The 12394-nt window shown below is 67.0% G+C and carries 10 protein-coding genes and 1 tRNA gene; 3 read left to right on the top strand and 8 right to left on the bottom strand.

Annotation, left to right across the window (positions count from 1 at the left end; translation table 11 throughout):
- The first annotated feature begins 18 nt into the window (after positions 1-18).
- On the top strand, positions 19-1356 hold the full coding sequence (locus N4R40_RS00660) for an MFS transporter (RefSeq protein ID WP_324291873.1): 1338 nt from the start codon (positions 19-21) through the stop codon (positions 1354-1356).
- A gap of 34 nt (positions 1357-1390) precedes the next feature.
- Here N4R40_RS00660 and N4R40_RS00655 read toward each other — a convergent pair whose 3' ends face one another.
- The 6 genes from N4R40_RS00655 to polA form a co-directional block, all read right to left on the bottom strand.
- Positions 1391-1648 (bottom strand): DUF6458 family protein, encoded by a 258-nt coding sequence (locus tag N4R40_RS00655; RefSeq protein WP_261605436.1) that lies wholly within the window; start codon positions 1646-1648, stop codon positions 1391-1393.
- Between the two features lie 112 nt (positions 1649-1760).
- Entirely contained in the window at positions 1761-2522 is a 762-nt protein-coding gene (locus tag N4R40_RS00650) for an SGNH/GDSL hydrolase family protein (protein ID WP_261605435.1), read from the bottom strand.
- Between the two features lie 28 nt (positions 2523-2550).
- On the bottom strand, positions 2551-3897 hold the full coding sequence (locus N4R40_RS00645; RefSeq protein ID WP_261605434.1) for an MFS transporter: 1347 nt from the start codon (positions 3895-3897) through the stop codon (positions 2551-2553).
- A 42-nt stretch (positions 3898-3939) separates the two neighbouring features.
- Positions 3940-4977: an LLM class flavin-dependent oxidoreductase gene (locus N4R40_RS00640; RefSeq protein ID WP_261605433.1), complete on the bottom strand. Its 1038-nt coding sequence runs from the start codon at positions 4975-4977 to the stop codon at positions 3940-3942.
- A gap of 60 nt (positions 4978-5037) precedes the next feature.
- Positions 5038-6714 (bottom strand): DUF885 domain-containing protein, encoded by a 1677-nt coding sequence (locus N4R40_RS00635; RefSeq protein ID WP_261605432.1) that lies wholly within the window; start codon positions 6712-6714, stop codon positions 5038-5040.
- Between the two features lie 197 nt (positions 6715-6911).
- The gene (gene polA, locus N4R40_RS00630) at positions 6912-9551 is read right to left on the bottom strand and encodes a DNA polymerase I (protein ID WP_261605431.1); all 2640 of its coding nucleotides are present in this window, start codon (positions 9549-9551) and stop codon (positions 6912-6914) included.
- 66 nt (positions 9552-9617) lie between these two features.
- Here polA and N4R40_RS00625 point away from each other — a divergent pair, with 66 nt between their 5' ends.
- Positions 9618-10052, top strand: a complete 435-nt coding sequence (locus N4R40_RS00625) for a hotdog fold thioesterase (protein WP_261605430.1) — start codon at positions 9618-9620, stop codon at positions 10050-10052.
- Positions 10053-10108: 56 nt separating this feature from the next.
- On the opposite strand, the gene N4R40_RS00620 is transcribed toward N4R40_RS00625, so the two are convergent.
- Positions 10109-10729: an ANTAR domain-containing response regulator gene (locus N4R40_RS00620; RefSeq protein ID WP_261605429.1), complete on the bottom strand. Its 621-nt coding sequence runs from the start codon at positions 10727-10729 to the stop codon at positions 10109-10111.
- Positions 10730-10763: 34 nt separating this feature from the next.
- On the opposite strand from N4R40_RS00620, the gene N4R40_RS00615 reads away from it, so the two are divergent.
- Positions 10764-10846 (top strand) — tRNA-Leu (locus tag N4R40_RS00615).
- A 60-nt stretch (positions 10847-10906) separates the two neighbouring features.
- Here N4R40_RS00615 and pyk read toward each other — a convergent pair.
- Positions 10907-12355 (bottom strand): pyruvate kinase, encoded by a 1449-nt coding sequence (gene pyk / locus N4R40_RS00610; protein WP_261605428.1) that lies wholly within the window; start codon positions 12353-12355, stop codon positions 10907-10909.
- Positions 12356-12394 lie beyond the last annotated feature (39 nt).

Here is a 12394-nt window from a genome sequence, read left to right as displayed (position 1 = left end):
CGGGAGTAGCGTGGACAGGTGCCCTCCCCCACTCGCGACCGCTCCGCGGGACCGGATGCTCGGGCGTGGCTGATCTGGGGCGTCGGCGTCGCGGCCTATATGCTCGCCGTTGTCAACCGCAGTTCGCTGTCGGCCGTCGGGGTGGATGCGGCAGACAGATTCCAGGCCGATGCCGCGACGTTGTCGATGTTCGCCGTCGTGCAGTTGGCCGTCTACGGCGGCATGCAGATCCCGGTCGGACTGCTCCTGGACCGCTACGGAGCGCGCCCCATCATGACGATCGGCATGCTGCTCATGGCCATCGGCCAGCTCACAATGGCACTGTCTCCCAGTGTCGGCGTCGCGATCCTCGCTCGGGCGTTGCTGGGAGCGGGTGATGCCGCCATCTTCCCGGGCGTCCTGCGCCTCGTCGCGACCTGGTTCCCCGCTCAACGCGGACCGCTCATGAGCCAGCTCACCGGACTCGTCGGGCAGGGCGGACAGTTGGTAGCGCTCGCGCCGTTGGCCGCGCTTCTGCATGCCACGACGTGGACGATCACGTTCGGGAGCATCGCGGGGCTGTGCGTCGTGTTCGCGATCCTTGTCGGACTGTTGATCCGCAACCACCCCCCGGACCGTGCCGCCGATGTGTCGGTCAACACCGACACCGGGGCGATCCGCGTCGTCCGTTCGTCGATCGACACGGGCGTCGGCATTCGTGCCGCATGGGCCCATCCGGGCACTCGCCTCGCGTTCTGGTCGCACTTCACGACTCCGTTCGCGGGGACGGCGTTCATCCTCTTGTGGGGTGTGCCGTTCCTCATGGCCGGCGAGGGGCTGACCCGCGCCCAGGCAACGGGAGTCACGTCCGTCTACGTGGCGGTGGGCATGCTGCTCGGCCCGGTGATGGGCGAGATCTCCCGCCGCATCCCCCATCTGCGTTCGCGCGCGCTCGTCCTTCCGGCGGTCGCCACGCAGATGATCGTCTGGACAATTGTCATCGCCTGGTCGGGCCCCGCCCCGCTGTGGCTGCTCTACGTCCTCGCGTTCGGCCTCGCGATGGGCGGCCCGGCATCCATGATCGCGTTCGACCACGCCCGGACTCACAATCCGGCGCACCGGTTGAGCACCGCGACCGGCATCACGAATGTCGGTGGCTTTCTCGCTGCCCTGATCGCCATCTTCGCGATCGGGCTTGCGCTCGATCTTCAGGGTGCCGGCACGCCGGAGACGTATCGCCTCGATGCGTTCCGGCTCGCGTTCCTCACGCAGTATCCCCTGTGGATACTCGGCTGGACATTCATCGTGATCGAGCGTCGGCGCACGCGCGTTCTGCTCGGGATGGATCCGGCGCGCGCGCCGCGCCGCTCGCGCTGAGACGGCAGACGCGCCACCGCCTCAGCGCGGGTGCTCAGATCGTCGGGTCGCCGCTCGTCCGGGACTCGGTCTGCGTGACGCGCTCTCCGCCGACCGGGTCGACCGTGCGAGTGGTCTGCGCGGTGGAACGGCGCCGGAACATGAAGATGAGCCCCAGCAGGAAGATGAGCGCGCCGGCGCCCATCAGGATGTAGCCGATCAGGTCCAGATCGACGTACGAGACGTCGACGTCGACGGCGTAGACCAGGATGGCGCCGATGACGAGGAGGGCGATGCCCGCTCCGATACTCATGGGTACTCCTTCGGGTAGAGGAAACGACCCTCATCGTGTCGAAGGCGCGCACTCCGTGCCAGACCCTTGACAGCGGTCCAGACAGTGTGGGATGCGAAGAATCCGCTCACACTCAGGACGGTGAGACCGCTACCCAATGTCCACCGAACTTTGCCTCGCGGCCGTCTCCGGACGATGTACCCGTCAACCGCCGGTGGAACCAGGGGCCGAGGTGCTCGCGAAAGTACTCGCCGCGCGCCATGCGGGCCTCCGCCGGAAGGTCGGGCAGAGACCACCAGCCGTCGGGTACGCGCTCCCCCAAGGCCTCGAGCACGCGCGCGGCCACGCGGTGATGACCACGGCTGTTCATGTGCAGCCGGTCCTCCGACCAGAACGAGGGATCGCTGAGAGCGACGTCCGGCCAGTTGAGAGCCTGGATGACATCCGAGCGATCTTCCAGGCGTTCCACGACCGCCACAGACATCAGATCACCGCGGCGTTGGATCATCCTGCTCATCGGGAGCTGAGCGGAGGGGTTGGCACCCGACAGCAGGATCAGTCGCACACCTTCCTCGTCGCACCGGCGCAACACGTGCGAGAACGCGTCGGCGATGTACCCGATCGAGGTGCGGGGGCGGAGCATGTCGTTGCCGCCACCGTTGAACGACAGGTGCGTGGGTTTCAACGCGAGCGCGGGCTCCAGCTGCTGTTCGACGATCGGCCAGACGAGCTTGCCGCGGATCGCCAGATTCGCATACGCGATTTCTGCGCCTCGGGATGCGGCCCATCCCTGCGCGACGAGATCGGCCCATCCGCGCACGGTCCCGTCGGCACGCTCGTCACCGACGCCCTCGGTGAAGGAGTCGCCGATCGCGACGAAACGTACAGCATCCATCAGTTCAGCCTATGGCGCACCGGCGGGATCAGCGATCGTCGAGGGCTTCGCCACGCACATCCTTCAGCCCCCACGCGGCCGCGGCCGCGAGGACGAAGAATGCCGCGAATACGACGAACAACAACGGCGCCCCGCCCATGCCCAGCAGCACCGGGACCGTGAGTGGCGCGACGATCGAGGCGATCCGGCCGACACCCGCCGCCCATCCGGACCCCGTCGCGCGCAGCGAGGTCGGGTACATCTCCGGCGTCACGGCGTACAACGCGCCCCACGCGCCGAGATTGAAGAACGACAGCGCCATTCCGGCGGCGATGATCGCGCCCTCGGTGCTCGCCGTGCCGAACAGCACGGCGGCAACCGCGGAACCTGCGAGGAACACCGACAGGGTCACGCGCCTCCCCCACACCTCGATCAACCAGGCAGCGACGGCATAACCCGGGAGCTGGGCGAGCGTGATGATCAGCGTGAAGCCGAAGGACTTGACGAGGTCGTATCCCTGCGAGAAGAGGATCGTCGGGATCCAGATGAACGCTCCGTAGTAGGCGAAGTTGACACAGAACCACACGATCCAGAGTGCGGCCGTCCGTACGCGGAACTCCGCCGACCACAGCACGCGCAGCCGTGATCCACCGGTCATCGCCGCCACCGGCGTCACGGGAGGATCCGTCCGGCGCCGCTGATCTGCACCCACCGCTGCGGACTGCTCGAAGCGCGTGACGACGGCTTCGGATTCCGCGCGCCGCCCCTGCCGCTCCAGCCATCGGGCCGATTCGGGGAGCCCCCATCGCACTACGAGTGCATAGACGGCGGGAATCGCCCCGAGCGCGAACGCCCACCGCCAGCCTTGATCGATGTTCGGGATGACGAAGAAGCCGATGAGAGCAGCCGCCGTCCAGCCGACGGCCCAGAACGCTTCGAGAATCACGATCAGCCGCCCACGCATGCGTGCGGGAGCGAACTCGCTGACATAGGTGCTCGCGACGGGAAGCTCCGCACCGAGGCCGAGGCCCACGACGACGCGAAGGATCAGCAGCGCGACGATCCCGCCCGCGAGCGCGCTGGCACCGGTCGCGATCCCGTAGACGAGCAGCGTGATCGCGAACACCGAGCGTCGGCCGAACCGATCGGCCAGAAGCCCGCCGAGGCTTGCGCCGATCGCCATCCCGACGAACCCGGCCGAGGCGATCCAGGAAGCCTGTTCGCCCGTCAGGGACCACTCGACGACCAGCGCCGCGAGGATGAACGACACCAGGCCCACGTCCATTGCATCCAACGCCCAGCCCAGACCTGATCCCGTGAGCACCTTGAGGTGCGCGCGGGTGAACGGCAGGGCGTCCAAACGCCTCGCGACCGTGGCTTCAGCGGTATCCGTCATGAGTGAATGCTACGGATACGGCGCGGTCCGTGTCGCGATCGGCTACCGTGCCGCCAGCATGTCGGTCACGAGCGGCGCGACGCGGGTGCCGTACAGCTCGATCGATCGCATCATCTTGGTATGCGACAGGGTGCCGTTGGAGTACTTGAGGTCGAATCGGTCGGCATCCAGAACGGAGACGGTTGCGGCGATCTTCCGCGCGACGGTCTCGGGCGACCCGGCGTAGACGGCCCCGTCCGGACCCACATCGTGCTGGAACTGCATCCGACTGTAGGGCGGCCACCCACGTTCCGCGCCGATGGCATTGCGATTCGCTTCCATAGCGGGGTACAGCTCTTCCCACGCCTGCTCGTCGGTGTCGGCGATGTGGCCCGGCGAGTGGACGCCGACCGGCAGTGCGTCACGACCGAACTGGTCGAGCGAACGGTGGAAGAGGTCCACATAGGGGCGGAACCGCGCCGGGGATCCCCCGATGATCGCCAGCAACAAGCCGTATCCGTAGCGGGCGGTACGCACGACGGACTCCGGCGATCCACCGACACCGACCCAGGCGGTGATCCCGTTCTCCGTTTTCGGGAAGACATCCGCGTCGCGCAGTCCCGCACGGGTCGTGCCCTGCCACGTGACCGGCTTTTCCGTCAACAGCTGCGAGAAGAGGTCGAGCTTCTCTTCGAAGAGCACCTCGTAGTCGCTGAGGTCGTACCCGAACAGCGGAAAGGATTCGGTGAACGAGCCGCGCCCGAGAATGACCTCTGCGCGGCCGCGTGAGACAGCATCCAGCGTCGCGAATCGCTCGTACAGGCGGACGGGATCATCGCTGGAGAGCACCGTCACCGCTGTGCCGAGACGAATGCTGTCGGTCCGCGCAGCCGCTGCCGCCAGAACGATCTCGGGGCTCGAGATCGCGAACTCGTGCCGGTGGTGCTCTCCCACGCCGAAGAAGTGCAACCCGACCTGGTCGGCGAGGACGGCTTGGTCGACCGTGTCGCGAATAGCCTGCGCGTCGCTCACGCGCTGACCGTCCTCATCGATCGTGATGTCACCGAAAGTGTCGAGTCCCAGCTGCAGCGAAGAAGTCACCGGCCGTCCTTTCTATCCATATGAATATAACGGACGACCGGTGGCGATATTCCCGCGCGCTCAAGACTCCGCGAGAGCCATGCGCAAGGTATCGAGACCGACCCCACCCACCGCCAGCGCCTTCTTGTGGAATGCCTTGATGTCGAAGTCGGCGCCGGCGCGCTCGGCCGCATCGTCACGGATCTGCTCCCAGATGCGCTGGCCGACTTTGTAGGACGGCGCCTGCCCCGGCCAGCCGAGATAGCGGTTGACCTCGAACTGGATGAACTCGTCAGACATGTTCACGTTCCGGCGCATGAAGGCGAGGGCGTAATCGGCGTCCCACGTGCCGGTGCCGTCCAGCCGCGGCTTCTCGAGGTGCACGCCGATGTCGAGCACGACGCGGGCCGCCCGCATGCGCTGACCGTCGAGCATGCCGAGGCGGTCGGCGGGGTCGTCGAGATAGCCGAGCTGCTCCATGAGCCGCTCGGCGTACAGCGCCCACCCTTCGGCGTGACCGCTCGAACCCGCCAGCAGACGGCGCCACGAGTTGAGTTCTGCGCGGTTGTAGACGGCCTGCGCGATCTGCAGGTGGTGACCCGGAACACCCTCGTGATACACGGTGGTCAGCTCCCGCCACGTGTCGAATGAATCGACGCCCTCCGGCACCGACCACCACATCCGACCGGGACGGGAGAAGTCGTCAGTCGGCCCGGTGTAATAGATGCCGCCCTCGTTCGTCGGCGCGATCATGCACTCGAGCGTGCGGATCGGCTCAGGGATGTCGAAGTGGGTCTTCCCGAGCTCAGCGACCGCACGGTCGCTCGTGGCCTGCATCCATTCCTGGAGGGCCCGCGTGCCCCGGAGCTTGCGGCTCTCATCGGCCTCGAGGAAGGCGACAGCTTCTTCGACACTGGCACCGGGCTTGATCTCGTCGGCGATCGATTCCTGCTCGGCGACCATGCGCGCGAGCTCCTCGATCCCCCACTCATAGGTCTCATCGAGGTCGATCGTGGCACCGAGGAACCGGCGCGAGTGCAGCGCGTACAGGTCACGGCCGACGGCGTCCTTCCCGGTCGCGGCCGGGGCGAGCTCCGAGCCGAAGAAAGCGGCGAGCTGATCGTAGGCGACGCGTGCGGCGTTCGCATTGTCGGACAGGTCGCGGGCGAGGGATGCCGGCAGATGACCTTCGACCGGAGCTGCCTCGGCGGCGAACGTCGCGAAGAATCCGGCGTCGGCGGTGTAGCGCGCGATCTGGGCCATCACTTCGCTCACTTGACGGCGCGCCGGGACGACGCCCGACGCGATGCCTTCACGCAGAGTCTCGATGTAGCCGTGCAGTGCGTCGGGGACGGCCTTCAGGCGCGTCGCGACAACGGACCAATCCTCGACCGTGTCGGTGGGCATGAGGTCGAAGACGCTGCGAAGGTCCTGCGCGGGTGACGCGATGACGTTGACGTCCCGCAGGTGCGCGCCGGCCTCGTGCAGGGCGATGTTCAGCTCGAGATCGGACGACAGATCCGCCTTCGTGACCCGGTCGACCTCATCGACGGGTTCAGCTGCCTGGAGAGCGCTCAAGGTCGCGCGCGTCGCGGCGAGACGCGACTCGGTCCCCGCCGGCGACAGATCGTCGAGACGGTCGTTGTGCTCGAAGCGCCCGATGTAGGTGGCCAGCCCCGGAGAGAGCTCGGCGACGGTGTCGACCCAGGCGTCGGCGATCGCATCGATCGGCGTGGAAGTGCGCGGTGCATCAGTCATGCGTACGAGCCTACGACGCACGGTATCCGTCCGCAGGGGTGTGGATCGCGCCTCCCGCCGGTTGAGTGCGGGCGGTGGTTCGTCCGGCTCGGATCGCGGTACCCGGGCGCGATAGGAGCAATATCAGCCGGATGACGCGCGCGCGGTCGCGATCGCCGCCGAGCACCGGCACCGGGCCGTCGGGCGGGCGCCGGTGGTCAGTGGCCCGCGATGTCCCAGTTCGCGCCGCGGCCGATCTGCACGTCGAGCGGCACGGTCAGGTCAGCGGCATCGCCCATGCGGTCGCGGACGATGCGTTCGACATCGTCCCACTCCCCCGACGCGACCTCGACGACGAGCTCATCGTGGATCTGCAGGAGCACGCGAGAGGACAGTCCGCCGGTGCGCAACTCGTCGTGGATGCGGAACAGAGCGATCTTCATGATGTCCGCTGCGCTCCCCTGGATCGGGGCGTTCAGTGCGGCGCGCTCGGCGTTCTCTCGCAGGACTCGATTCGGGCTCGCGAGATCGGGGAACGGGCGCCGGCGACCGAAGATCGTCTCGGTGTAGCCGTCGATGCGCGCTTGCTCGACCGACGAGCGGAGGTAGTCGCGGACCGCGCCGAATCGCGCGAAGTACTCCGTCATGAGCAGCTTCGCCTCGGACTGCTCAATGCGCAGCTGCTTGGACAGGCCGAACGCGCTGAGCCCGTAGACCAGGCCGTACGACATCGCCTTGACCTTCGTCCGCATCGCCGGGGTCACATCGGCCGGTTCGACACCGAAGACTCGGGCACCCACGAAGCGGTGGAGGTCCTCCCCCGAATTGAAGGCCTCCACGAGCCCCGCATCGCCGGAGAGGTGCGCCATGATGCGCATCTCGATCTGCGAGTAGTCCGCCGTGAGCAGCGTCTCGAACTCGGATCCGACTTCGAACGCCGCGCGAATCCGGCGGGACTCCTCGTTGCGGATCGGAATGTTCTGCAGGTTCGGGTCAGTACTCGACAGCCGCCCGGTCTGACTGCCGGTCTGCACGTAGGTGGTGTGCACCCGCGCGTCTACGCCGATGGCGCCGTCGAGCGACTCGATGATCTGCCGCAACTTGGTCGCCTCACGGTGCTGCAACAGCAGATCCAGGAACGGATGCGGATGCGACTCCTGCAGATCGGCCAGGACGGCCGCATCCGTCGAGTAGCCGGTCTTCGTCTTGCGCGTCTTGGGGAGCTCGAGCTGTTCGAAGAGCACGTCCTGCAGTTGCTTGGGCGAACCGAGGTTCACCTCTCGACCGATCTCGGCGAAAGCCTGTTGTGCGACCGTCTCCGACCGCGCCCCGAGCTCTGCGGAGAATGACGACAGCTTCTCGTGCGAGACCGCGACCCCGGCGAGTTCCATGTCTGCCAGAGCGTCGAGTGTCGGCAGTTCGATGTCGCTCAGGACCGTCGCGAGCGGAGCCGGCAGCTCCGCGCGGACAGCCGCCGCGACACGGAGGCTGTACCACGAGAGTTGTCCCGCGGTCGCTCCCTCGGTCTCGGGCACCAGTTGCGTCGGATCGGCTTCAGGGAGCTTCTCATCGAGATAGCGGTCGACGAGATCCGCGAGCCCCTTGTCGGGGAAGCTCGGCCGCAGGAGCCACCCGGCGAGAACTGGATCGAACGCGAGTCCGCCCAGGCGCAGGCCCGCACGTCGAAGCGCCTTGACCTGCGGTTTGGCGTCGGCGATGACCTTCGGAGCACTGCCGGTGAGCCACTCGGCCAGGGAACTGGCCACGACATCCGACCAGGTCGCTTCGGCTGCGGCGTCGGCCGTGGCCACGCCGATGCGGGCGGGCAGACCGCCGGCGACCGTGACGGTCAGCGCGATCTCCCCGGTGTGGCCGGCGACCCACGTCGCGAGACCGGGACCATCGAGCTCGGCGGGGGGCGGCGCGACGACCGCGGGTGGAGCCGATGCGGCAACCTCCTCGGCGTCGGCGCCGATCGCCTCGAACACGCGCGGGAGGAGCGTCTTGAACTCGAGCCGGGCGAAGATGTCGCGCACGGCCTGCGCGTCGACGGACTGCAGGGTGAGATCGGCCGGTCCGGCTGGCAGCTCGACATCACGCAGCAGCGCGTTCAGCGACCGGTTGCGTCGAACGTCATCGAGGTGCTCGCGGAGATTTCCGCCGACGACGCCGGGGATCTTCTCGGCATTCTCGATCAGCGCGTCGAGCGTGCCCCACTGCGTGAGCCACTTGACGGCGGTCTTCTCTCCCACCTTCGGGACTCCGGGCAGGTTGTCGCTCGTCTCACCCACCAGTGCGGCGATGTCCGGATAGTTCGCCGGGGGAAGCCCGTACTTCTCGACGACGGCGTCGGGGGTGTAGCGCTTGAGCTGCGAAACGCCCTGCACGCTCGGGTAGAGAAGTGTGACGTCGTCGGTGACGAGCTGGATCGTGTCACGGTCCCCCGAGCAGACCAACACGTCGAAGCCCTGCTCCGCACCCTGCGTGGCGAGAGTCGCGAGGATGTCGTCAGCTTCGACACCTGCCTTCGTGAGGACCGTGACGTTCATCGCCGCCAGGCACTCCTGCAGGAGCGGGATCTGGCCCTTGAACTCGGAGGGCGACTCAGAGCGGGTTGCCTTGTACTCCGGGTACACGTCAGTGCGGAAGGAATGGCGCGACGTGTCGAATGCGACCGCGAGATGCGTCGGCCTTTCCGCTTTGACGAGGTTCACGAACATCGACAGGAACCCGTAGATCCCGTTGGTGTGCTGACCGTCCTTCGTGGTGAAGTTGTCGACCGGGAGCGCGAAAAACGCCCGATACGCCAGCGAGTGGCCGTCGACGACGAGGAGGGTAGGCTTTCCGGAGTCCGTCACCTAAGCAACTCTAGACGCGGGTGCCGACACCGGAAATCCCCGCACAGACGCGCCCGAAGGTGAACGATGACCGCTGAGTACACACCCACCGATACCGACGGCTTCGCGTGGGCCATGCAGCGCGGCATGGGCGCCCTGGCGGAGAAGATGGGCCTCGAGCTCAGCGAGTTCTCCGTCGATCGCGCCGTCGCGACCATGCCCGTCGAAGGCAATACACAGCCCGTCGGGCTCATGCACGGCGGGGCATACGTCGTGCTCGGCGAATCGCTCGGCTCGATGGCGGCGAACCTCCACGCCGGGCCCGGACGCCTCGCCGTCGGTGTCGACATCAACGCGACGCACACGCGCTCGGCGACCAGTGGCGTCGTGACCGGTGTCTGCACCCCGGTCCATCTCGGGCGGAGCATCACGGTGCATGAGATCGTCGTCTCCGACGATCAGGGCCGGCGCTGCTCGACGATCCGCATCACGAACATGATCAAGGATCTCCCGCGCGCCTAGCTCGCGCGGCATCCTCACCTCACCCGTGAGTCTTCACAGGCGGGCGAGGAGCCGACTCAGCCCTTCTTCGGGGAGAGCTGCTCGATGATCGCCTTCGCGACGTCCTGCATCGTCAGGCGACGGTCCATCGACGCCTTCTGGATCCAGCGGAAGGCCTCAGGCTCGCTGAGACCCATCTTCTCGTTCAGGAGGCCCTTGGCGCGGTCGACGAGCTTGCGGGTCTCGAAGCGCTCGACCATGTCGGCGACCTCGGCCTCGAGCGTGATGATCTGCTCGTAGCGAGCCAGGGCGATCTCGATCGCGGGCAGCAGGTCGTTCGGCGTGAACGGCTTGACGACGTACGCCAGGGCTCCCGCTTCACTCGCCCGCTCGACGAGCTCCTTCTGGCTGAACGCCGTCAGGAGGACGACCGGCGCCACATGGTTCTTCGAGAGCTTCTCGGCGGCGCTGATGCCATCGAGAATGGGCATCTTCACATCCATGATCACGAGATCGGGACGAAGCTCGGTTGCCAGCTGCACAGCGGTCTCGCCATCACCGGCCTCACCGACGACATCGAAGCCGTTGTCGCGGAGAATTTCGACGATGTCCAGGCGGATCAGCGATTCGTCCTCGGCGACGACGACGCGTCGCGGGGCGTTTGCCGAAGGCGGCGGGGTCAGTTCCTGCTCAGTCACCTTTGAATCCTACGGTATCGTCGATGAGGCACAGGCCGGTGTGGCGGAATGGCAGACGCGACCGACTCAAACTCGGTTGACCGAAAGGTCGTGTGGGTTCGACTCCCACCACCGGCACGAACAAGAAGGGCGGATGCCCGGGTCTCCCCCGGCATCCGCCCTTCACCTATCCGCGTGTCAGGCCTCGGCCTTGTAGATCGGCGCCTTGCCGTGCACGGCGTCCCCGATCCGGTGGATACGGATGTCGTTGGTGGTTCCTTCGATTCCTGGAGGGGAACCGGAAATCACGACGACCTTGTCCCCCTCGGCGGCGAGGCCGTTGCCGAGGAAGAAGTCGTCCACCTGCAGGAACATCAGGTCGGTGTGGGCGACGTGCTCGACGAGCGTCGACTGCACACCCCACGTGAGCGCCATACGGCGACGGATCGCCGGGTCGGCGGCAAACGCCATCATGGGGATCCCGGGGCGCAGACGCGACATGCGCCGCGCCGTGTCGCCGGACTCGGTGAAGATGCAGATGTACTTCGCCTCGACGAACTCGGCCACTTCATTCGCGGCGAGCGTGATGATGCCCCCCTGCGTCCGAGGACGCGCCGTCACGGGCGGGATGCGGTCGAGGCCGTGCTCCTCTGTCGACGCGACGATCCGGGCCATGGTCTCGACGACCCCGACCGGGTACTTGCCGACGCTGGTCTCGCCGGAGAGCATGACCGCGTCCGCTCCGTCGAGCACCGCGTTGGCGACGTCGCTGGTCTCGGCGCGAGTCGGGACAGGGTTCTCGATCATCGTCTCGAGCATCTGCGTCGCGACGATGACGGGCTTCGCCATCCGGCGGCAGAGCTCGACCGCACGCTTCTGCACGATCGGCACGGCCTCCAGCGGAAGCTCGACACCAAGGTCGCCACGAGCGACCATGATGCCGTCGAAGGCGTCGATGATCTCTTCGAGGTTGTCGACGGCCTGCGGCTTCTCGATCTTGGCGATCACCGGGACCTTGCGGCCCTCCTCCGCCATGATCTCGTGCACTCGGGTGACGTCCGCGGCGTTACGCACGAACGACAGGGCGACGAGGTCGCACCCGTGCTGCAGACCCCAGCGGAGGTCGGCTTCGTCCTTGTCGGAGAGTGCGGGGACGCTCACGGCGACACCGGGCAGGTTGATGCCCTTGTTGTTCGAGACGGCACCGGCCACGAGGGCCTTCGTCGTCACGACGGGGCCGTCCACAGCCGTGACCTCGACGCGGACCTTGCCGTCGTCGATCAGCAGCTGGTCGCCGGGCGCGACATCGCCGGGCAGGCCCTTGAAGGTCGTCGAGACGATCTCCTGGGTGCCGAGGATGTCGTCCGTCGTGATCTTGAACACATCGCCGACGGCGAGATGGTGGGGTCCGGCGGCGAACTTGCCGAGTCGGATCTTGGGGCCCTGCAGGTCGACGAGGATGGCGACAGCGCGCCCCGCATCGTCTGCGGCCTTGCGCACGTTCGCCCATCGGGCATCGTGCTCGGCATAGTCGCCGTGGCTGAGGTTGAATCGTGTCACGTCTACACCCGCGTCGATGATGGCGCGAACCATCTCGTACGTGGATGTGGCGGGACCGAGGGTGGCGACGATCTTCGCGCGTCTCACTTCACTGACTCCGGTCGGTCGTTTTTCGGTTTATCGGGG

This window comes from Microbacterium memoriense (genome assembly GCF_025398275.1).
Classification (GTDB): domain Bacteria; phylum Actinomycetota; class Actinomycetes; order Actinomycetales; family Microbacteriaceae; genus Microbacterium; species Microbacterium memoriense.
The sequence above is the reverse complement of the archived record's forward strand: the minus strand, read 5'-3'. Positions and strand labels throughout refer to the sequence as shown.

What these genes read in the sequence shown, in the direction of transcription:
- N4R40_RS00635 (WP_261605432.1), bottom strand. Translation starts at nt 6,714, where the DNA reads ATGACTGATGCACCGCGCACTTCCACGCCGATCGATGCGATCGCCGAC.
- N4R40_RS00625 (WP_261605430.1), top strand. Translation starts at nt 9,618, where the DNA reads ATGACCGCTGAGTACACACCCACCGATACCGACGGCTTCGCGTGGGCC.
- N4R40_RS00655 (WP_261605436.1), bottom strand. Translation starts at nt 1,648, where the DNA reads ATGAGTATCGGAGCGGGCATCGCCCTCCTCGTCATCGGCGCCATCCTG.
- N4R40_RS00650 (WP_261605435.1), bottom strand. Translation starts at nt 2,522, where the DNA reads ATGGATGCTGTACGTTTCGTCGCGATCGGCGACTCCTTCACCGAGGGC.
- N4R40_RS00645 (WP_261605434.1), bottom strand. Translation starts at nt 3,897, where the DNA reads ATGACGGATACCGCTGAAGCCACGGTCGCGAGGCGTTTGGACGCCCTG.